Origin of the sequence: Actinoplanes sp. G11-F43, assembly GCF_050589265.1 — a bacterium.
In the GTDB taxonomy this organism is placed as follows: Bacteria; Actinomycetota; Actinomycetes; order Mycobacteriales; family Micromonosporaceae; genus Actinoplanes.
The window spans coordinates 41,567-61,790 of record NZ_JBNZCE010000045.1 but is presented as its reverse complement, the minus strand read 5'-3'; the positions used below and the strand labels follow the sequence as shown (position 1 = coordinate 61,790).

The following is a 20,224-nucleotide window of genomic DNA, read 5'->3' as shown; positions in this document are numbered from 1 at the left end:
AGCATGCGACTTCCCGCCTGGCTCGCCCAGCACCTCGCCGCCCTGCGCGCCCTCCTCGTGTTCACCGTCCTGCTCGGCCTGGCCTACCCGCTGCTGTTCGTCGGCGTGGGCCGAATCCCCGGCCTGTCCGACAAGGCCTCCGGCTCGATGGTGACGGCCGGCAGCACGCTGATCGGCCAGTCCTTCGGCGACGACCCGCGCTACTTCCAGAGCCGCCCCTCCGCCGGCGACCACGACCCGACCGCCACCGGAGCCTCCAACCTCGGCCCGGAGAGCGTGGTCGACACCCTTGGTGAAGACGGCTCGCCGAGTCTGCTCACCCAGGTCTGCACCCGCAGCCTCGCGGTCGGCAAGCTGGAGGGCGTCGACGGCAGCCGCCCCTACTGCACGGCCGACGGCGTCGGCGCGGTCCTGGCCGTCTTCCACGCCGACGGCTTCACCGGCCCGGTGACCCGGGTCGTGTCGGTCAACCAGACCGCAACCCCCTTTCAAACCACCTACCAGGGTGTACGGGTGGAGCCCGCGATCCCCGGCGAGGACTACCGGGCCCTCGGCGGTGTGATCACCCCGATCCGCGGCACCGCCCCGGCCAACCCGGTGGTGCCCGCCGACGCCGTCACCGCCAGCGGCAGCGGCCTCGACCCGCACATCAGCCCCGCCTACGCCTCCCTCCAGGTCCCGCGGGTCGCCCGCGAGCGGGGCCTGCCCGAGGACCGGGTCCGCGAGCTGATCGACGAGCACACCACCGGCCGCGCCCTCGGCTTCATGGGTGAGCCCGGCGTCAACGTGCTCGAACTCAACCTGGCCCTCGACGGAGCCTGACCGGCGCGGCCACCCAGTCGCCAACTCTGCCATCTTGGTCGATTTCCACCGGAGGAGTCTTCTTCTCAGCTGTTGGCCCGCTCGCGGTCATTTCCTCGCGCGAGTGTTCACCTTCCAGCTCCGCCTTGACCGATCTTGGTGGATTTACCACCGTTTTCGGTGGTAAATCCACCAAGATCTAGGCTGAGCGGGTTGCCCGCGCGGGGGATTGACCGCAAGTGATCAGGCGGCGGAGAACAAGGCTCGATAAGGTGGTAAATCCGCCAAGATCTTGGCTGGACGGGCTGCCCGCGCGAGGGATGACCGCAAGTGATCAGGTAGCCGAGAACAAGACTCGAAAGAGCCTTGTTCGTGAATTCTGATCAAGATCCTTGCAACCTTGTTTTATCACTCAGGCCAGCCTCGGTGAGGCTGGAAATGCGCACAAAAGGGTTCGGCGGTGTGTGCATCCTTGTGAGCCCGTGCCCCTGAACCCGGTTGCAAGATCTTGCGTGAGGCTCATGAACAAGACTCGAAACAGTGGTAAATCCGCCAAGATTTTGGCTGAGCGGGTCGCCCTCGCGAGGGGTCTACCGCAAGTGATCAGGCGGCTGAGAGTGGGCCCGAAACGGTAACAAATCGACCAAGAGCGGTCAGCGGGTGAGTTTTTGTGCGGGGAATCGACCGTGATGGGGAATCCTGGTGGGCTCAGTCGCGGTCGGGGGAACCGGACAACGGCGTGCACACCAACAGCAGGCCTCCGAGCACCACCGCCGCGAACATTCCCAGGACCGGCAGAACCGCGACCAGCAGATGCATCCACATCGAATCCATGCCCCCAGTCTCACCGCATTCCGATAGCCGGGTAAGTCGTTCGCCGTCAACGTCGCGTCAACATCGACCGGGTGACATCCCTGGCGGCCTGCCCGCGCTTCTGTTTCCGCCCGCCGGGGAGGAACGACGGGTCCCGGCCGGCCGGATGGCAGACTGGCTCGGTGCGGATCAGCCGGGCGGGTGGCGATGACCTTGCCGGCCTGGGCCGGTTGTTGTGGCTGGACGCCGTGGGTGAGGAGCCGTCACCGGAGTCTGTCGACGCCTTCACCTCGGACCTTGAGCGATGGTGGGCCGGGCATCGGCAGTCGCACGTGGCGTTCGTCGCCCGGGTTGCCGAGCCGGTGATCGTCGGCATGGCGTGGGTGGCGTTGCTTCCGCGGGTTCCGCGGCCCGGAGCGACGCAGCGGCTGTCCGCGGACGTTCAGAGCGTCTTCGTCCTGCCGGAGCACCGAGGGCGGGGGATCGGCTCGGCTCTGGTGGAGGCCGCGGCGGAGCATGCGGCACAGCTCGGGGCACTCCGGGTCACCGTCCAGTCCGGCCGGAGAGCCGTGCCGGTTTATGAACGGCTGGGCTTCGCACCGTCCCGGCAGTTGTTGCAACGGACGGTGACCCGGTAAAGGTCCGTGGGCGGCCCCGCCCGGTGCTCCGATGCCCGGAGATCGCGGATCCGGTGCCGGATGCCGGCGTGCTCGCCGTAGTGCATGCGCGGCTGCCCTGTCGCCGGTGGTGGTGAAGCGTTGGCGGACGCCGGAGTAGGGCCGGAATCGGCGCACGTCCGGCCATCGGTGCGGGTTTAGTCGTCGTGTAGTGCGGTTGCGGATATCAGCAGGTCAACGATGGTCTCGTCGCCGGTCACCGCTATGCCGGGCAGTTGTGTGCGGGGGACGCCGCCGATGACGCTGACCTTCCAGTCCCGGGTGGACGCGGTGACCGTCGCGTCGGCCGGGGCGGGCTCGATGACCCGGTTGATCGTGGTGGTGCTGGAGGTCATCACCGCCCGGTAGTGCACGGGCGGCAGATTCTCCTGGCGGGAGTCGGTCAGTGCCAGGGACACCGACAGTGGGCCGGGGTGGTCCGCCAGCGGGCGGGCGTGGGTGCGCATCGCCAGGACCAGCGTGTCGGGGCTCATGTCGGTTTCGAACGGCATGGCCGGTGACTGCACGGCCCACGCCGACAGGGTCGAGTTGACCTCCTCCAGCTGGTGGCCCCAGGCGGTCAGCTCGTAGACGTCCACCCGGGCCGGACCGGGCAGGCGGCGTCGCACGGCGACACCGTGGACGGTCAGGTCGTGGAGCCGGCGGGTGAGGATGCCGGGCCCGATGCCCAGGACGTCGCGCTGCAGGTCGGCGAAGCGTTTGGGGCCGAGCAGCAGCTCACGCACCACGATCATCGTCCACCGGTCGCCGATGAGGTCCAGCGCGTGGGCGGTGGCGCAGCCGTCGTTGTAGGAGGTGTAACTCCGCCGGGAGACCATGAACTACTCTTTCGGTAGTGGCTACTACCGAAATGATAGCCCAGGGGTCACCGGAGGAATCTCTCATGTCTGATGCGCAGCTTTGGGGCCACGTCCACGCCGGGCGCCGGTCCCTGATCGACGACCTCGCCGGTCTCGATCCCGCGCGGTGGCATGAACCGACGCTGTGCCCCGGCTGGGATGTGGAGCACGTCGTCGCCCACCTGACCGCCGCCGCGACGACCGGCCGGTGGGCCTGGATCCGCAGCATTCTGCTCGCCGGGTTCCGGCCCGCCGTGCACAACGAGCGCCGCCTGCGCGAGCACCTGGGGTCGACCCCGGCGGAGACGCTGGCCCGGTTCGAGGCCGTCGCCGGGGCCAGCATCGCACCGACCGGGGACGTCGCCGCCTATCTCGGTGAGGTGCTCGTGCACAGCCAGGACATCCGGTTCCCGCTGGGCATCGACACCGAGCCGGATGTCGGGGCGCTCACCGCGGTCGCCGATTTCTTCGTACGGCGTGACTTCGCCGTCTCCAGCAAGACCCTCGCCTCGGGGGTGCGGATGACGGCCACCGACGGCCCGTTCCAGGCCGGTGCGGGGCCGGTCGTCTCCGGCCCGACCCTGGCGCTGGTGATGACGATGGCCGGGCGGAGCGCCTACCTCGACCGGCTCGACGGTGCGGGCCTCGACATCCTCGGTGGCCGGCTGGCCTGAGACGGCCGGGTGGTGTCCGTGCGCACCGCATTCGGCCCGGCGGACGCCGGACGGTCCGGTGTCCCGCCGGGCTCGCGGGGACCGGACCGAGCGACCCGATTCCGGTGGAGCCGACTGGCGTACCCCGCAACAGGGTCAGGAGTCACGGACCACCGCGACCGGGCAGCTCGAGCGGTGGATCAGGGCCTGGCTCGTGGAACCCAGGATCAAGCCCGCCACCGGGCCGCGGCCCCGGGAACCGGCCACGATGAGGGCCGCGCCGGTGGTGTCGTCGGGGACCGCGACCTCGGGGTGTCCGCCCAGCAGCCGCTCGCGGACCGTGACGTCGGGGAACGCGGCCCGCAGTGGGGCCAGCGCGGTGGCCAGGGCGATGCCGGCCGACTCGGCCAGGTTCTCCCACGCCGGTGCGACGGTCATCATGCCCGCGCCGGTGCGGGGCAGCGGGGGCTGCCAGGCGTGCACCGCCACCAGTGTGCGGCGCCGCCGGGCCGCCTCCCGGAACGCGAACCGTAGCGCCGGCTCGCAGCTCTCCGAATTGTCGACGGCCACCACCACCGGAGCGTCCGGCGGGGATTCGCCGCGCACCACCACGGTGGGGCAGCCGGCGTCCGCGATGACCCGCAGAGCCACCGAACCGAACAGTGTGGACGTCACCCGATGATGGCCGCCGGAGCCGAGCACCAGCAGAGCGGCCTCGGCCGAGGCGTCCAGCAGGGCGCGTTCGGGGTCGGCGGACACCGGCTCGGCCGTCACCCGGGGCTGGGGGAGGTGCCGGGCGGCCTCGGCCGTCGCCGACTCCAGCACCTGGCTCGCGGTGGGGCCGGGGCGGCGCAGGCCCACGCTGCTCACCCCGACCGGGATCGGCAGCAGGGCGGTCACCGTCTCGGCGGCGGCCACCGCGTGCACCAGCCGGAGCGGGGCGCCGATCTCGGCGGCGTGCCGGGCCGCCCACCGGACCGCCAGGTCGGCGCCGGACGAGCCGTCCACTCCTACGACGAGGGGCCGTCCGCCGGTCTGCGATGTCATCATGTCGCCTCCGTTCGTGTTCGCCTCACCGCACTTGTATCCAGCAGGGATGGCCGAACGTCTGCGGGTGTGTGTCAGTACCGTGTCGGTCCGCCGGAGGTAGCAGACACCACGTCCGGCGCCTAGCTCATCCGGCGCGCGCCCACTCCATCGGGTCGGATCCCAGCCGACCTGATCACGCGGCCCCGGGCGGAGTCCGGGAAATGTCGGTGGGTCCGCATATGCTGCGAGACCCGCCGGTCCGGTGGGGCGAGTGGGAGGTCGGGGCAGTGAGGCCGTCAGGTCCGGACGAGGATGTCGCCGGTGCGGATGCGTGGCAGCTGGGCGGGATGCCCGGTGGGCTGCCGCAGGCGAGTTATCTGACGCCGGGCAGATATGCCGCGCAGTACCGGGCGATCGTCGACGTGCTGCTCGGCCAGCAGGAGCACACCCTGATGGGGGTGGCCGCCACCGATCTGCCGGAGCTGGTCCGGGCGCATCTGGCCGGGGCCGGCGCCGATCCGGGGCTGGTCGACGAGCCGGGGTTCGACCTGGCCGCCCGGATGATGAGCCTGGAGCGGTGGGGTGTGGTGGACCGGTTCCAGGACCGCGCGCTGCGCGACGCCGACTTCATCCGCAACCTGGACCGGTTCCAGCTCACCGAGATCGCCGCCCAGCTGCACCGGGCGGTCACCGGGCTGGGGCGCGACGACGCCACCGCCGCGGTGGCCACCCTGGCGCCGGGCATCCTGACGGCCAACCTGGCGGTGCTGTGCGCGGGTGCCGCGTCCGATCCGGCCGAGGCGGCGAACGCCTGGTCCATCATTCTGAACACGCACCACGCGATGGCCCGGGCCGCGGCCGGCTGGCAGGCCCGGCTGGCATCGGCGCTGGCCGGCACCCCCACCGTCGACAAGATCACGGTGGTGCAGGAGACCCTCCGGCGATATGTGGACATGTGGGGTTCCGGGGTGGACGTGCACTCCGAGACGATCACCCGGCGGGTCATCGAGCTGAGCGCGGTGCCGGATCCGGTGTGGCGCGCGGTGGCCGCCCGCACCCTGGGGCCGAACGCGGACGAGCGGGCCCTGACCGACCTGGTCGGGTCGTACCGGCAGACCCTGGAGACCTTGCGGTCCTGGTTCGACGGCCCGGACTGCCAGGCCCGCCGGCTGCGGCGGCAGATGCGCGACACCATCGGCCCGCTGCTGCGCGGGCAGCGGACCCTGGCCGCGGTCGGCGGGCACATGTCCCGGCGGGCCGAGCTGCTGGCACTGGCCGCCCGGGTCGAGGCCGCCCCGGACGACGAGGCCGGCTGGCGGATGTGGTGTGCCGCGACCGGCCTGTTCTCGGCCCGGCACCTGCCCGGCGCGGCCCCGGCCCCGGCCGGCAACCCGGCCGCCTCGTCGTGGTGGCAGAGCGAGACGGTGCCGGTGGAGGCCCGGCTGCGCCGGCAGGGCCCACGGTCGACCACCGGCTCACCGGCCCGGCTGGCCGACAACACCGGCAACCGGCGGGCGGCCCGGGCCACCGCCGAGGCCCGGCAGTCCGAGGCCGCGCAGACCGAGGCGGCGGTGCTGGCCCGGTCCGGTCTGCGGCTGTCCGACTGGCCACCCATCTCGGACGCCGAGACCACCCTGCTGCTGCACTTCCTGACCACCATGCTGCGCGGCGTCCGGGAGGAGTCCGGGGCACGGACCGCGACCACCGGCGACGGCCGCTGGTCGCTGCGCACCGAGCCGGTTCCCGGTGGGGCCGACGCGGTGGTGCACACCCCGGCGGGCCGGCTCGTCCACCCGGACCTGGTGCTGTTCATCGCGGGGAGTCTGGATTGAGCGCGCGGACGTCGGAGCAGGTGGTGGCGGCGCAGCGGGCGTTCGTCGGTCTGCTGGCCCGGCCGATGGTCACCCCGGCCACCGACCGTGAGCTGTTCCGGCTGGTGCTGCGGCATCAGCAGGCGCTCGCCGAGGCGGCCCGCCGTCTCGGCTACCGGATCCAGCGCGTCGGCCAGGCGGCCCGGCTGATCCGGGTGCCGGTCGGCGGCGTCGTGCAGGTCCCGCCCCGCCCGGCCGACGCGCCGTCGCGGCGGCTGCTGGCACTGATGTGCCTGATCGCGGCCTGCTGCGAGGAGGTGTCCGGGACGGTCACCCTGCAACGGCTGTCCGACATGGTGCGTGACGTGTGCGCGGCGCCCGGCGTGCAGGTGTCGCCGTACGACCCGGACGTCAAGGCCGAGCGGCGGCAGCTGCGTGACGCGGCGGCCATGCTGGCCCGCTGGGGTGTGCTGAACCGGCGGACCAGCGACGAGAAGATGCTCGACGAGTGGACCGAGGACGGCTCCGGGCCGGGCGCCGGCTACGAGGTGGACCGCGACGCGCTGCTGCTGATGACCAGCCCGGACGTGCTGGCCGCGGCCCTCAACCCGGAACCGGCGGACCCCGACGCCACCCGGACCGTCCGGTTGCTGCGGGCCCTGGTCGAGACACCCGCCGTGCTGTACGCCGATCTGGAACCGTCCGACGCCGAGGCGCTGCGCCGGCACCGGCCCCGATGGGCGGGACTGGTCGCCCAGATGACCGGTGGCACGGTGGAGAGCCGGCAGGAGGGTGCCGTGCTGGTGCTGGCCGGCACCGACGACCGGCCGGCCACCGTCGCCGACTGGCCGCGGGCCAGAGCCGCCGACTGGGTGGCCCTGCTCGCCGCCGATCAGGCCGGCCGGGACGGCACACCGCACGACGACGGGACGGTCCGCCTGACCCCGTACCAGGTCGGTGAATTGATCGACGACCTGCTGCGGTCCCGCGGCACCTACATGAACGACCGGCAGCGCAGCGATCCGGCGGTGGTCCTCGACGACGCGCAGCGGGTCCTGACCGAGCTGGGCCTGCTGCGGGTCACCGGTGACGGCGGGTGGACGCTGCTGCCGCCCGCGGCCCGGTACCGCGACCCCGACATCCTGTTTTCCGAACCGACCGTGGAGAATCGATGACCGTCACCGCTGGTCCGGCCGTACCGTCGCCGGGTCCGCAGTTGTCCGACGCGCAGCTGGCCGGATGGCGGGACGCGGTGGCGCACGGCCGGCTGCCGGTGCCGCTGCGGGATCGGTGGCAGATCCTGCGCGGCGGGGTGATCGGGCTGTGGGAGTTCGACGTCGCGGAGTACGTGTTCGCCGACGGCCGGGCCCAGTTCGTCGGCGCCAACCAGTCCGGCAAGTCGACGCTGATGACCCTGACCACGCTGATCATGCTGGCCGGCAACCTGGAGCGCCAGAACATCGACACGTTCGGTGACTCCGGCAAGGACTTCCGCTACTACGTCGAGCCGTCCGCCAACGACCAGGACCGGCGCGACGACTCGGCGACCGCACACCGCGGCTGGGCCTGGGTGGAATACGGCCGGATCACCGCCGACGGCACCCCGGAATTCTTCACCACCTTGCTGTACGCGCAGGCCAAGCGCGGGGTCTCGCAGATGACCCGGACCTGGATGACCTGCCAGGGCACCGCCCGGGTGCGCGCCGGACTGGACCTGGTCACCGGTCAGGCGGTCACCGAACCGAGGATGCTGGACGGCGTCGACGGGGTGCAGATCTTCCCGACCGGCTCGCACTACCGGCGCAAGCTGACCACCGCGCTGTTCGGGTTCACCGACGAGGACCGGTACGCCACCGTCCTGGAACTGCTGAAGACGCTGCGTACCCCGCACCTCGGGCAGAAACTGAACCCGGACTGGTTCACCAACCAGATCCGTTCGGCGCTGCCGCCACTGGCCCGCGACGAGATCGAGGGCCTGGCCACCGGCTGGCAGCAGGTCGAGCAGGTCGGCGCGGACCGGACCGACGCCGAGGAGGCCCGCGCCGCGATCGTCGACTACGTGGGCCGGGCCTGGCGGCCGTGGGCCGACGCGGTGCTGCGCCGGCACGCCGACGCCCTGGTCGAGGCGGACGACCGGCGGCGTGCCGCGGCTTCGGCGACCGACACCGCGGCCGGGGTGCTGGATCAGGCGCGGGAGGCCCTCACCGCGGAGTCGGAGCAGTCGCAGCGGCTCGACAAGGCGGCCGAGCACAACCGGATGGCCCACCGGCAGCTGCTGCAGTCGGCCGCCTACAAGGACGCCACCGGCCGTGCCGAGGCCGCCAACCTGGCCCGCCGGGCCGCCGCCGACGCCGCCCGCCGGGCCGGAGCGGCCGGAGCCGCCCTGACCGGCCTGCGTGACGGCCACGAGCAGGCGCTCGCCCGTCAGGCCGACGCCCGCGACGCCCTGACCGCGGCCCGCGACGACCACCGGTCGGCGGTGGACGCGACGGTCGCGGCCGCCGACGCCGCCACCCTCGGCGAGCAGGCGGCGCAGTGGGCCGCCGACGCCGACACCACCCGGCTGGACGCCGCCGTCGCGGCCCGCCGCACCGCGGTGGCCACCCTGCGCCGGCTGCTGCGCAAGACCGCCGGGTGTGCCGCCGAGCACCGCACCGCCGACGATCTGGCGTCCGGCGCGGACACCGACCGGGCCCACCGGCGCAAGGCCGCCGACATCGCGGCCGGGCTGCTCGGCGAGGCCATGCAGCACCTGTCCGACGAGGTGGAACGCTGGAGTGCCGGACTGCCCGGCCCGGCCCCCGACCCGGGCCTGCGACAGCAGTGGCTGGACCAGGTCACCACCCTGTCGGTGTCCGCCGCTCCCCGGCAGGTGCTGCAACAGCTGCTGGTCCGGGACTGGCTGACCCCTGCCGTCGACCCGCGGACCGCCCGGATCGCCCGGCTGCGGGCCGACGCCGCCCGGCACACCGAGGACGCCGAGGCCGCCGACCGGGACGCCGCAGCACTCGCCCGGCACGGCGACCCGGTCCCGCCGCCCCCGGCCGGCTGGACCCGCCGCGCCCGGCCGGCGTTCCCGGCCGCCACCGGCGCACCGCTGTGGCGGCTGATCGACCCGGCCGACGGTGTCACCCGGGACGTGCTGGCCCGGATCGAGGCCGCACTGACCGCCGCCGGGCTGCTGGACGCCTGGGTCACCGCCGACGGTCTGTACAGTGCCGGCCGCGACGGCGCCGACGTGGTCGTCACCGCCCCACCGCCGGTCACCGGCCCGGCCCTGTCCACCCTGCTGGTCCCGGCCGCCGACGCCGGTTCGCTGACCGCCACCGTGACGGCGGTCCTCGCCGGGATCGGGCTGGGCTCCGAGGGCTCTCTCACGGTCGGCACCGACGGCCGCTGGCAGACCCCGGTGGCCGCCGGGCGGGCCGATCCGGCCGAACACGGCGCCGAACTGATCGGTGCCGCCGCCCGCGCCGCGAACCGGCAGCGCCGCATCGCCGAACTCGACGAACAGGCCACCGGCCACCGGGCGCGGGCCGCCGAGGCCACCGCCGGCGCCGAGACGCTCACCGCCGAGATCACCGCTCTGCGTACCGCCGCCGACCAGGCCCCCACCGACGGTGACGTGGTCGCCGCCGCCCTGGCCCTGGCCGCCGCCAACCGGGAACGCGACGACGCCCAGCGCAAACACGTCGCCCTGGCCGGCCGGGCCGACGCCGCCCGCCGGGTGTGGGAGTCCGCCACCGCCGACGTCACCACCCACGCCCTCGACCACCGGCTGCCCAACTCCGACGATCGCCTCGACATGGTCGCCGGCGCGCTCGACACCGCCGCGTCCGCGGTCGGCCGGCTGCGGCTGGCCGGGCATGCCCGGGACAACACCGAGCAGGCGTACGCCGCGGCCGAGGCCAAGACCGCCGAGACCCGGGCCCGCCTGGACGCCGGGATCGCCGGCCGGGACGACGCGGTCACCGAGGCCGAGTTGCTGGCCCGGCGGGCCGCCGTCGCCGAGGAGGCCGTCGGGCAGAGCGACCAGCAGCTGTTCGACCGGGCCGCGGTGCTGGAACGCGAGGCCGACGACCTGAAGAAGACGATCGCCCGCTCCCACCACGACGGACTGCGGCTGGCCGGGCAGGCCGCCACCGCGGAGAGCGACTGGCGGCAGCGGTGCCGCGAGCAGGAGACCACCGAGCAGGAGTTCACCGCCGCGGTCACCGCCTGGTGGGTGCCGGTCGACACCGGGCTCGCCGCCGCCCGCGACCTGCCCACCACCCCGGGGCGCACCGCCGCCGACGCCCTCGATCAGGCCCGCACCGCGATCGGCGCGCTGCGCCCGGTCAACTGGCCGGCCACCCCGTCCGGGCGCGAGGACCGGATCCGGCAGGTCACCGCACGGCTGTTCGCCGGCCCGTACACCGAGCTGCAGACCAGCCTGGAAGCCAAGGGCGGCCGGGCCGTGCACGCCGCCGAAGCCGACGACACCCGGCCGCTGCCGGAGATCACCATGGTCGTCGAGGCGTCCGGCAAGCAACTCACCCCGGCCGACGCGATCGCCCACCTCGACGACCAGATCGCCAAACTGTCGGCGACCCACGACGAGAAACTGCATCAGATGTACGCGCAGATCCTCTCGTCCACCTTCATCAACCACCTGCGTGACCGTCTCAAACGGGTGCTCACCCTGCTCGCCACCGTCAACGAGGTGCTCGAACGGCATCCCACCGGCGCCAACCGCACCACCCTGCGGCTGCGCCGGCACCCCCGGGCCGAACAGCAGGCCGGCTACCGGATCCTGCGGGCCCTGGAATCCGGCAGCTTCGAATCCGACGAGGCCCAGGAACAACTCCAGGAGTTCCTGGTCGAACGCCTCCAGGAGGTGCAGGAGTCCGGGCTGCCCGGCGCCGACGACTGGACCGACCGGCTGGCCGCCCTGCTCGACTACCGGGACTGGTTCGACGTGGTCTGCGAATTCCGGGTCGGCGCCGCCGAGGACCCCAAGTGGAAACCGCTGACCAAACAGATCCACGCCGTCGACTCCGGCGGTGGCAAGGTGGTCACCCTGATGCAGCCGCTGCTGGCCACCCTGGTCGCGCTCTACTCCGACAACCCGTCCGGGCCGCGCCCGCTGTGGCTGGACGAGGCGTTCGAAGGCGTCGACCCGACCAACCGGGCGATCATGCTGCGCATGCTGTGCGACTTCGACCTGGACTTCCTGCTCGCCGGGCCGGGCGCGCTGGTCGCCGCCGCCCAGGTCCCGGCCGCCGCGATCTGGACCATCACCCGGGCCCCGGCCCCACTGCCCGGCGTCGACCTGTCGCTGATGCTGTGGGCCGGCAACACCCTGGAGATCGTCCCGGTCGCCGACACCGCGGCCCCGCTGCTGGCCACCCCGCGCCCACCCCAGCAGGTCGGCCCGGACCTGCTGTCGGCCCTCACCGCCGAGAGGAGAGTTTAGATCTGTCCGTCAGGCTCGTTGCCGTTGCGCAACTGGATCTCGAAGATGTGACGAGGGCGAATCAGATCGTCCCCGTCACGGGCGAATCTCACCGTCTCGGCGCGGTCGTCCCCGACCCAGATTCCGAGAAAGAGTTCGGGCAGGAACTGGTCCAGGCCGATGGCGCCGTGCCGCAGTTCGTTGTAACCGAGAGTGGCGCTTGATCGGGTGCCGGGGACGGCCTGTCCGCTCACCAGGCCGCGCACCCATTGCGGACGGTGGCCGCCCTCACGCTGCGGGTCGTGTCGTCCTGACCGGCTCAGTCCCACCAGAATCGCCAGTGTGTGCCGGGCGCCTGGTAGCGGGCGATCTCCGCGGTGTCACCCAGGATCTGGATCAGGTCGTCGCAGTAGGAGAACTGTTCGATCGCACACGCCGCGACGGCCAACGGGTCACGGGGCGGCCGGGAGACCTCCAGCTCCAGATTGCTTCCCCGGCCGTAATAGAACTCCGCGCCCCACCGCTCCTCCCAGTGGCGCAACGTCAGGAGGTGGTCGGAGTAGAGCAGATTAGGGTGGGAGGGCCCGCCCACCCAGTTGCTCATCACCGGCAGGATCCAGGGGACGTGCGCCAGGACCTCGTAGCCGGCGGTGGCCGGAACCAGCAGCACCTCGGACGGGGTGGCCCGGGACGAGGGCCGCCGGGGTTCCCGGGGGAGTGCGGCCGCCGCCGAGACCACCGCTTCGGCATCAAATTCGGCGTCCTCGGTCCACCACTCCTTCAGACCCTGGACGATCTCGGCCACCCGTCCCGCCGGGTCCACATCACGCAATTCGTCCAGCAGGGCCTGACCCTGCGGCGCGCCGTTCCAGCGGTCCCAGGCCCGGGACAGCTCGACGGCCTCACCGGCGGACCAACCCAGGACCGGCCACCATCCGGTACGGGCATGCTCCGCCCGCCACGCCCGCCAGACCCGATCGTGCTCGCCGGCCGGAAAACGTCCACTGATCAGCGTCAATCCCGTAACGGTATCGGCCTGTTCCACATCAATGAGGTCGTTCAAGAGCGTCGACATCAGATGATCATGCACGTGGACTTCATCTCCGGCATCGAGTTATCCCGCCGCCTCTACACGGAGGCGGTCCGGCCGCTCCTGTCCGATCTGGCCCACAGCGCGGCGCTGATCGGCCACGGTTCCGAGGTGCTCGGCTTCGACACACCCCGGTCGACCGATCACGACTGGGGTCCACGGCTGCTGCTGTTCCTGGGCGCGGACGATCTGGCCCGGCACGGCCCCCGGATCGACGACCTGCTCAGTGAACGGCTGCCCGCCACCATCGCCGGCCACCCCACCAGCCTGGTCCCCAACGAACTCGGCACCCGGCACCTGCGGCACACCACCGGCCGCGTCCACCATGCCGTGGTGATCGCCGAACCGGCCGCCTGGCTGACCGGTCATCTCGGCTTCAACCCGTTGGCGGGCGTCACCACCGAGGATTGGCTGGCGACCCCGGCGCAGACGTTGGCCGAGGTCACCGCCGGGGCGATCTTCCATGACGGACTCGGCGCCCTGGAGACGGCGCGGCAGGCACTGGACTGGTACCCCGACGACGTGTGGCGTTACGTACTGGCCTGTCAGTGGCAGCGGATCGGTCAGGAGGAGTCGTTCGTGGGCCGCTGCGGCGAGGTCGGCGACGAACTCGGCTCGGCGGTGGTGGCCGCCCGCCTGGTCCGCGACGTGATGCGGTTGCGGCTGCTGATCGGCCGGGTCCATCCGCCCTACAGCAAGTGGTTGGGCAGCGCTTTCGCCCGGCTGCCCGGCACCGCACCGCTGACTGCCGCACTGACCCGGACGTTGGCCGCCGGTGATTGGCGTGACCGGGAACAACACCTGATCGCCGCGTACGAGATAGTCGCCGCCCTGCACAACGGCCTAGGCCTGACCGCATCGCTGGACCCGCACGTCCGCCCTTTCCACGACCGCCCGTTCCAGGTCCTGGACGCGGGACGGTTCACCAGGGCCCTGCTGGAATCGGTCACCGACCCGGCCGTTCGCGCGCGCCCGGTGACCGGGGCCATCGACCAGTTCGTGGACAGCACCGACGCGCTGGCCGATCACAGCCTCCGCCGGTCTATCTTCCGGAGATGACCTGCTACTCGTGCGACCACAACAACGGCTTCGACCGCCTTCCCCCTCGCGAACGAATCGCCGCCGACCGGTATTGGCGGGTGGCCCACGCTTTCAACAGCGCGTTGCCCGGCTGGCTGATCCTCATCCCGCGCCGCCACGTGACCACGATCGCCGAGTTGACCGACGACGAGGCGGCGTCATTGGGCACGTGGCAGGTCCGTCTGTCCCGCGCACTGCAGGAGGTGACCGGTTGCGAGAAGACCTACGTGGTCCAGTTCGCCGAATTGGAGGGCTTCGCCCACGTCCATTTCCACATCGTGCCCCGCATGCCCGACATCCCCGCCGACCGCCGGGGCCCGGCCGTCTTCGGCTACCTGAAGCAGCCGGTCGGCGACCACATCGACGAAAACCACCGCGACGCCTTGGCAGCCGCGTTGCGAGCCAGGCTCGAACCGGCTCAGGAAAGCGATTCTCCAGGCGCGTCGAACCGATTCGGTGGGGGCCGTTGATCGATGAGTGTGAGAATCACCGGGCCGGCTCGTGTGATCGCTGTGAGGTTCAGCGCCTCGCATTCACATCGGTTGAGGGCTTCGCTACCGTGCTTCAGTGATCTTGGAGAACCCCGGTGAAGTCGCGCCCGAACCTCGGCCGGGCAGCCGGAGACGTACGTCTCGGAAGCTCTGGAAAGCCGTCATCGTGGCTGCTGTCCTCTGCGGAGGCGGTTGGCTGATCGTCGACCACACCAGCCAGGATCCGCTGGCCGGGCAAGGGCAGCCGGTCCCCGTGATCACCGCGACCCCCACGGCGCCCGAGCCGACCTGGGAGCCGCCCAACATGTACCTCGATCCTCAGCCAGACCTGGAGATCCGGCATGAGCTCGAAGAGTGGGCGCTGAAGTCGGCGGGCGTGGCCGCGCCGACGAAGAGCCACTGCGACTTTCCCGCCGGGTTCTCCGGTGGAAAGGCCTGCGGTTTCCCTGCACCGTGACCTACGGGAACCTGACGGTCACCCATCAGGTGAAGACCGAGCCGAAAGGTGGTCTCATCTTCTCGTGGACCGCCGAATCGACGCAGACCGTGGTCACCCGCGCGGGCATTCTGGCAGCCGTCGCGAGTAGCTTTCCGGCCGGCCAGGAGCCGCGCTGTGACGAACTGCCCGAGGTCGCCCTCGTGGAGATCAGCAGGAAACTGCCCCAGCAGTGTTATGCGCGCATCGAGAGCCAGGCCAAAACCGTTTGGATCGACATGATCCCGTCGCGGGGCTCTCTCGAGTTGCGAACCCGCCTTCAGTGAGTCGTCCTCACCCCTTGCCGGCGAAGTCCAGTCCGCACTGATATCGGCGAATCTGGATAGAGTCCAGGCATGTCGGTCGAGGATGAGGGGAGCGGGTCGCGTCCGGCTGGGGACGAACGTGTCGGGGCCGCCTGGACCATGGATGAGATGGCCGTGATGGTGCGGGGCCTGCGGGACGGGAGGTCCGTCCAGGAGCTGGCCGTGATGGTGCGCCGCACGGCTGGTGGGGTCGCGGCCCGGTTGGCGCGCATGATTCCCACGGAGGAGCGTGTGCACCGATTCGAGGCGGCGAACTGGCTGGTGGTCCGGTTCGGCGTCGAACCCGGTTATGACTGGCGTGCCGTCCTCGCCGATCGACTCGCGCACCGACGGCAACGATCAACGAGAACGAACGTTCTGTCTCCGGATGATTCCCCGGGCGTCTCCCCGGACACTCTTCCGCACGAGGCCGTCACTTCGGAGTCCCCGGAACCGCGCCGTCGGCGGGCGGCCCCAGTGGTCGTTCCCGCCGATCAGATCCTCGAAATCTGGCAGGACGTCGTCGGCGCCGTCCTGCAGCCGGAACGCGCCGGGAGCTTCCTCGCCCACCCCGATCCGGCGATCATCGGGCGCTACCCCGAGGACCGGGTGCGCGCGGCGGCCCGGCAGCTTCACCGGCGTACCGGCGAACTGCGCCTCGGCCGATGGGTGCGCGAATGCGCCTGGGACGGCGGTGGCACGGCCGCGGTCACCTGGGGCCCGCTGGCCGAGGCGCAGCCCGATGCGATCATCGCCGTCCGGGATCTGATCACCGCGGCCGTCGGCGGGCTCACCAGCGCGCGCAGCCGGCGCATCCTCACCGAACGCCTCGGCCTGCACGGCGAACCCGCCCGCACCCTGCACGCCATCGGCGCCGACCTGGACATCACCCGGGAGCGGGTCCGGCAGCTGCAGGAGCAGGAGTTCGGGCACTTCCGGCAGCACCGGCAGCCGCCGAAACCCGCCGAGTACGCCGGTGACATCCTCGCCGGGGTCGTCACCGAGGCAGCCGGGGCGGGATCCGGTCTGGCGCAGACCCTGTCGGTGCTCGCCGAGGCGGTGGCACCGGCCGCCCCGCCGCGCGTGGTGGTCCGTCTCCTCGCCGCGCTGACCGGCCGCAGCCCGCAGGTCGCGAACAACCTCGCCGCCGAAGTGACCACCGTCCGGGCGCTGCGCCGCGCCGAGACGACCCGTGCCGCCCGGGACGCCGCCGCCGTCAGCCGTGCCGGGCAGCGCGTCGACCGGATGCTCGCCGACGCCGACCGGCCCACCCGTCCGGCCGCCGCCCCGGAACGGTCCCTGTTCACACCGCAGCGAACCCCGGAGGAGCGGGAGGGCGTCGGCACATGGCCGTCGAAGACGCTCGGCCGGGACGTCGTGTACGAGTCGAACGACGAACTCCGCATGATCAAGACCCTCGACAGCGCGCCGCGGATAGCCTGGTTCTGCGAGCAGCCGGTCGCCATCGGCTACACCTTCGACGGCCGGGAACGCACCTACTATCCGGACTTCCTGATCACCACCGACGATGACCGTTGCGTCTTGGTCGAGGTGAAGCAGCAGATCGAGATGGCCATGGCGATCAACCTGGCCAAGACCGCCGCGGCCCGCACGTTCTGCGCCCACCACGGATGGGGTTACCTGTGCACCGACGGCACCCGGTCACTGCGGCAGCTGGAGAACCTGCCGGTGCCTGAACCCGCAGCCCGGGAGCTCACCGACATGCTCCACCGCGACGGCGCCATCATGTGGGCCGACACCACGTCGATCCGCACCGCGCACGCCATCACCAGCCTGCACATCGCCGCCCTGGTCATCCAGCGCGGCTGGGACTTCCGTCTCGGCCCGTACCGCATCACCGAACCCGGCCACGCCACACGCGGCCACCGGCGCCCCCGAAGAACCCCACAGTGACGTCAACGAGGATCACCGCGACGCCATGACCGCAGCGTTGCGACCGGCGAATTCCAGACCCGGATCTGGTACGCCATTCGGCCCCACAGAAATCGGATCGCCCCGTCCGGTCCGCGCGAGCCAGTCGTCCCACCGGACCGCCCGGCGACCGCCGGGCCGAATGCGGTGGTTTCGGGATACGGGCTGCGGCTTCCGGGGCAGGATCATCGCGCGATCGTGCCGATGAGAGGGCCCTCAGCACCGATCCGGACGCTTTGAAGTGGTGCTCGAGCCCTACGGCCGGGACTAGCGGCTTCAGCCCGGTGAGTCGTTGCCGATTCACACCGTTTCTCATGGTGACTTCTCATGGGGACTTCTCATGGGGGCGGCGAAAAATCTGGGCAGGCACGGCCCGCGGCGACGAGCTTTTCGAGGTCGATTACCTCCCAGGTTGCATCCACGTGCACTTCAACGGCGCCGGCGGGTGGGTAACCGACCTCGCAGGCCAAGAACTTGCGGCCGTAGACCTCAACCACACGCCTCCTGACGCGTTCCCGCCGCCGCAGGGGCTGCGTTCTGACGCCACCGGCCGCTGTCATGAAAGTCCCGTTCGCCGTCACCGGGTTGCCGATGCCAGAAACATCGGGACCGCGATTAGTAGGCGACCCGTTGTGGCGCGGATGGCTTGCTCGCGCATCCACTCCTCAGCCTCGGTGGCGGTGATCGCCCCGGCCTCGTGGGCGGCCGTGGCGTGCCCGTCGAGAAGCGGCCGGGTCGTGGCTTCGGTGAAGATCAGCGTGTGCACCTCGAGACTGACCTCGTGGAAGCCGGTGTCGAGGAGCAGATTGCGGTACGCACGGGCACTTCTCGGCTGGGGAATCGTGTCGGCGCGGGCGTGGACGATGCGCCGGGTGAGTGCCGGCCGGTCGGAGTCGATGACCATCGTGTCCCAATCCTGGCCGACCAGCACGATGCGTCCGCCCGGGGCGAGGACACGACGGGCCTCGGTCAGAGCGGCGAGCGGCTCGGGCAGGGTGTGGAAAACCTTGTCGGCCCGATATCCGCGGGCCTCTCCGTCGGCCAAGGGCAGCGCGGTGGCGTCCGCCGAACATACTGCAATGCCAGGGTGACGGGCCCGTGCCGCGGCCAGCATCCCGGCATCGAGGTCGACGCCGAGCGCACGAGCACCCAGTCGCCCCAGGTCGGCCACCGCACGCCCGGTGCCACATCCGACGTCGATGACGGTCGCCCCGGCGACGAGCCGCAACAGGGCGTGGTCGCGAGCGCGTAGAGCCACCGCGTCAGGTGCGGCTTCGGCGGCGTCGAGTGCGGCCGGCAGCCACTCGAGGTCCGGCTTCGGGGCACGCGTCTCAGTCATGTCGCCGAGTGTGCGACTTAAGGTCGACCTGAAGTCAACGCCTGACGACCGAAAGGAGCGACGGTGGACTACGCGATCGGTGAGCTGGCGGCGCGGTTCGGCCTCGCTCCGCACGTGCTGCGGCACTGGGAGGACATGGGACTGCTGAGCCCGACCCGACAGGCCACGGGCCGGCGGGTGTACGGTCCGGCAGACGTGACTCGGGTTTCGGAGATCCTGCTGGGCAAGGAGGCAGGCTTCAGCCTCGAACAGTTGCGGGAGCTGTTCGCCGCACCGGACCGGGCTGGGCGCCGCGCGTTGCTGCGGAGCCAGCTCGTCCAAGTCCGCGAGCGGATCGCGCGACTGACGCTGTCGCAGACGATGCTGGAGCACGCCGTGCGATGCCGCCACCCCGACTACCACGAGTGTCCCCGATTCCAAGAGATGGCCGACGCCGCCGTTCCCTCTCCCGACCATGAACATGCTTGACCCTGCTGCCGGTGAGCCGAGTAGTCAGACCTGACCCGGCGCTCCTCGTCCTCCGCCGCGTGCCAGGCCGGCATTTTGGTGAATCCTGGAAGCCGCGAGGAAAATCTGTCGAAAACCGGAAAGTGCTCAAAGGAATCCGGACGGAAATCTCCCCGGCCACCGCACGGAAACCCTCGGAAACCTGGCTGTCTCGGCCCTTATCGAATGTCACCGTGACCACCGTCTTGCGTCGGCCACACTCATTCATGAAAAGACAACCCCACGCTCGCCCAACCGCTGCCCGCGCCGGAGCCGGGGCCGGTGCCCTGTCCGGCGTTGGGGCCGCGGGCTGTCGGTTCGTCTGCGGCTGTCGGCTCGGTCCGGCGGGTTGCGGTGCTCGCGGTGCCGGTGCCCGTGCCGGGGCCGGGACTGTGTCCGGTGCCGTGTCGGCGGCCCCGTGTCGGCGGCCCGTGCCCGTGCCGGGACTGTGTCCGGCGTTGGGGCCGCGGGCTGTCGGTTCGTCTGCGGCCGTCGGCTTGGTCCGGCGGGTTGCGGTGCCGTGACGGGGCCGGGACTGTGTCCGGTGCCGTGTCGGCGGCCCGTGCCGTGCCGGGACTGTGTCCGGCGTTGGGGCCGCGGGCTGTCGGTTCGTCTGCGGCCGTCGGCTCGGTCCGCCGGGTTGCGGGGCTCGCGGTGCCGGCCGGGACACCGCCGGCGCTGCGGCTGTTGCGGACCGGGTTGCTGGAGCCGGCATGCTTGTTGCCGATGGTTGCCGTCGAACCGCCGGGTGACGCGTAACGCCAGGTGAAGCCGCAAGCGCCGGACATGACGCGGGCACCGATCGTGTGACGGGCGTCGGGCGCGTGGCGGGTGTCGATTGCCTTGCGGGTACGGATCGTGTGACGGGCGTCGGGCGCGTGGCGGGTGTCGATTGCCTTGCGGGTACGGATCGTGTGACGGGCGTCGGGCGCGAGACGGGTGTCGATTGCCTCGCAGGTACTGATCGCG

18 protein-coding genes are annotated in these 20,224 nt (G+C 71.6%); 12 read left to right on the top strand and 6 right to left on the bottom strand.

Annotation, left to right across the window (positions count from 1 at the left end; translation table 11 throughout):
• The first annotated feature begins 3 nt into the window (after window positions 1-3).
• Window positions 4-822 (top strand): potassium-transporting ATPase subunit C, encoded by an 819-nt coding sequence (locus ACQ0O7_RS38765; RefSeq protein ID WP_430790248.1) that lies wholly within the window; start codon window positions 4-6, stop codon window positions 820-822.
• Window positions 823-1,509: 687 nt separating this feature from the next.
• Here the strand turns inward: ACQ0O7_RS38765 and ACQ0O7_RS38760 are convergent.
• Window positions 1,510-1,635 (bottom strand): hypothetical protein, encoded by a 126-nt coding sequence (locus ACQ0O7_RS38760; protein ID WP_430790245.1) that lies wholly within the window; start codon window positions 1,633-1,635, stop codon window positions 1,510-1,512.
• Between the two features lie 161 nt (window positions 1,636-1,796).
• On the opposite strand from ACQ0O7_RS38760, the gene ACQ0O7_RS38755 reads away from it, so the two are divergent.
• On the top strand, window positions 1,797-2,252 hold the full coding sequence (locus tag ACQ0O7_RS38755; protein WP_430790243.1) for a GNAT family N-acetyltransferase: 456 nt from the start codon (window positions 1,797-1,799) through the stop codon (window positions 2,250-2,252).
• A 176-nt stretch (window positions 2,253-2,428) separates the two neighbouring features.
• Here the strand turns inward: ACQ0O7_RS38755 and ACQ0O7_RS38750 are convergent, their stop codons facing one another.
• On the bottom strand, window positions 2,429-3,109 hold the full coding sequence (locus ACQ0O7_RS38750) for a winged helix-turn-helix transcriptional regulator (RefSeq protein ID WP_430790241.1): 681 nt from the start codon (window positions 3,107-3,109) through the stop codon (window positions 2,429-2,431).
• A gap of 65 nt (window positions 3,110-3,174) precedes the next feature.
• Here ACQ0O7_RS38750 and ACQ0O7_RS38745 point away from each other — a divergent pair, with 65 nt between their 5' ends.
• Window positions 3,175-3,804: a maleylpyruvate isomerase family mycothiol-dependent enzyme gene (locus ACQ0O7_RS38745; protein ID WP_430790239.1), complete on the top strand. Its 630-nt coding sequence runs from the start codon at window positions 3,175-3,177 to the stop codon at window positions 3,802-3,804.
• 135 nt (window positions 3,805-3,939) lie between these two features.
• Here the strand turns inward: ACQ0O7_RS38745 and ACQ0O7_RS38740 are convergent, their stop codons facing one another.
• The gene (locus ACQ0O7_RS38740) at window positions 3,940-4,833 is read right to left on the bottom strand and encodes a universal stress protein (RefSeq protein WP_430790237.1); all 894 of its coding nucleotides are present in this window, start codon (window positions 4,831-4,833) and stop codon (window positions 3,940-3,942) included.
• Window positions 4,834-5,099: 266 nt separating this feature from the next.
• Between ACQ0O7_RS38740 and ACQ0O7_RS38735 the strand changes: the two genes are divergently transcribed.
• From ACQ0O7_RS38735 to ACQ0O7_RS38725, 3 genes are read left to right on the top strand one after another with little or no spacing between them, the layout of a single operon-like run.
• Window positions 5,100-6,644 (top strand): DUF2397 domain-containing protein, encoded by a 1,545-nt coding sequence (locus ACQ0O7_RS38735; protein WP_430790234.1) that lies wholly within the window; start codon window positions 5,100-5,102, stop codon window positions 6,642-6,644.
• Window positions 6,641-7,798, top strand: coding sequence for a TIGR02678 family protein (locus tag ACQ0O7_RS38730; RefSeq protein WP_430790232.1), 1,158 nt, complete (start codon window positions 6,641-6,643; stop codon window positions 7,796-7,798). Before ACQ0O7_RS38735 ends, ACQ0O7_RS38730 begins: the two co-directional genes overlap by 4 nt.
• Entirely contained in the window at window positions 7,795-12,078 is a 4,284-nt protein-coding gene (locus ACQ0O7_RS38725; RefSeq protein ID WP_430790230.1) for a TIGR02680 family protein, read from the top strand. The genes ACQ0O7_RS38730 and ACQ0O7_RS38725 overlap by 4 nt, the downstream gene beginning before the upstream one ends.
• Here the strand turns inward: ACQ0O7_RS38725 and ACQ0O7_RS38720 are convergent.
• Together ACQ0O7_RS38720 and ACQ0O7_RS38715 are read right to left on the bottom strand one after the other, a co-directional pair.
• Entirely contained in the window at window positions 12,075-12,311 is a 237-nt protein-coding gene (locus ACQ0O7_RS38720) for a hypothetical protein (RefSeq protein ID WP_430790228.1), read from the bottom strand. The genes ACQ0O7_RS38725 and ACQ0O7_RS38720 overlap by 4 nt on opposite strands.
• Window positions 12,312-12,376: 65 nt before the next feature.
• Window positions 12,377-13,132: a DUF4253 domain-containing protein gene (locus tag ACQ0O7_RS38715; protein ID WP_430790226.1), complete on the bottom strand. Its 756-nt coding sequence runs from the start codon at window positions 13,130-13,132 to the stop codon at window positions 12,377-12,379.
• Between the two features lie 9 nt (window positions 13,133-13,141).
• Here ACQ0O7_RS38715 and ACQ0O7_RS38710 point away from each other — a divergent pair, with 9 nt between their 5' ends.
• The 5 genes from ACQ0O7_RS38710 (at window position 13,142) to ACQ0O7_RS38690 (ending at window position 17,412) form a co-directional block, all read left to right on the top strand.
• A complete protein-coding gene (locus tag ACQ0O7_RS38710; RefSeq protein ID WP_430790458.1) occupies window positions 13,142-14,206 on the top strand; it encodes a DUF4037 domain-containing protein in 1,065 nt (354 codons plus the stop codon).
• A complete protein-coding gene (locus tag ACQ0O7_RS38705) occupies window positions 14,203-14,697 on the top strand; it encodes an HIT family protein (RefSeq protein ID WP_430790224.1) in 495 nt (164 codons plus the stop codon). The genes ACQ0O7_RS38710 and ACQ0O7_RS38705 overlap by 4 nt, the downstream gene beginning before the upstream one ends.
• Window positions 14,698-14,794: 97 nt before the next feature.
• Entirely contained in the window at window positions 14,795-15,175 is a 381-nt protein-coding gene (locus ACQ0O7_RS38700; protein ID WP_430790222.1) for a hypothetical protein, read from the top strand.
• Window positions 15,172-15,480, top strand: coding sequence for a hypothetical protein (locus ACQ0O7_RS38695; RefSeq protein WP_430790220.1), 309 nt, complete (start codon window positions 15,172-15,174; stop codon window positions 15,478-15,480). Before ACQ0O7_RS38700 ends, ACQ0O7_RS38695 begins: the two co-directional genes overlap by 4 nt.
• A 69-nt stretch (window positions 15,481-15,549) precedes the next feature.
• On the top strand, window positions 15,550-17,412 hold the full coding sequence (locus tag ACQ0O7_RS38690; protein WP_430790218.1) for a TnsA endonuclease N-terminal domain-containing protein: 1,863 nt from the start codon (window positions 15,550-15,552) through the stop codon (window positions 17,410-17,412).
• A 595-nt stretch (window positions 17,413-18,007) separates the two neighbouring features.
• Here the strand turns inward: ACQ0O7_RS38690 and ACQ0O7_RS38685 are convergent.
• A complete protein-coding gene (locus ACQ0O7_RS38685) occupies window positions 18,008-18,769 on the bottom strand; it encodes a methyltransferase domain-containing protein (RefSeq protein ID WP_430790216.1) in 762 nt (253 codons plus the stop codon).
• 63 nt (window positions 18,770-18,832) lie between these two features.
• Between ACQ0O7_RS38685 and ACQ0O7_RS38680 the strand changes: the two genes are divergently transcribed.
• Complete coding sequence (locus tag ACQ0O7_RS38680; RefSeq protein WP_430790214.1) at window positions 18,833-19,237, top strand: MerR family transcriptional regulator; 405 nt, start codon at window positions 18,833-18,835, stop codon at window positions 19,235-19,237.
• Window positions 19,238-20,224: the final 987 nt, after the last annotated feature.

Coding starts and splice junctions, on each gene's coding strand:
- ACQ0O7_RS38765 (WP_430790248.1), top strand. CDS start 4: ATGCGACTTCCCGCCTGGCTCGCCCAGCACCTCGCCGCCCTGCGCGCC.
- ACQ0O7_RS38760 (WP_430790245.1), bottom strand. CDS start 1,635: ATGGATTCGATGTGGATGCATCTGCTGGTCGCGGTTCTGCCGGTCCTG.
- ACQ0O7_RS38750 (WP_430790241.1), bottom strand. CDS start 3,109: ATGGTCTCCCGGCGGAGTTACACCTCCTACAACGACGGCTGCGCCACC.
- ACQ0O7_RS38745 (WP_430790239.1), top strand. CDS start 3,175: ATGTCTGATGCGCAGCTTTGGGGCCACGTCCACGCCGGGCGCCGGTCC.
- ACQ0O7_RS38740 (WP_430790237.1), bottom strand. CDS start 4,833: ATGATGACATCGCAGACCGGCGGACGGCCCCTCGTCGTAGGAGTGGAC.
- ACQ0O7_RS38725 (WP_430790230.1), top strand. CDS start 7,795: ATGACCGTCACCGCTGGTCCGGCCGTACCGTCGCCGGGTCCGCAGTTG.
- ACQ0O7_RS38715 (WP_430790226.1), bottom strand. CDS start 13,132: ATGTCGACGCTCTTGAACGACCTCATTGATGTGGAACAGGCCGATACC.
- ACQ0O7_RS38710 (WP_430790458.1), top strand. CDS start 13,142: ATGCACGTGGACTTCATCTCCGGCATCGAGTTATCCCGCCGCCTCTAC.
- ACQ0O7_RS38705 (WP_430790224.1), top strand. CDS start 14,203: ATGACCTGCTACTCGTGCGACCACAACAACGGCTTCGACCGCCTTCCC.
- ACQ0O7_RS38690 (WP_430790218.1), top strand. CDS start 15,550: ATGTCGGTCGAGGATGAGGGGAGCGGGTCGCGTCCGGCTGGGGACGAA.
- ACQ0O7_RS38685 (WP_430790216.1), bottom strand. CDS start 18,769: ATGACTGAGACGCGTGCCCCGAAGCCGGACCTCGAGTGGCTGCCGGCC.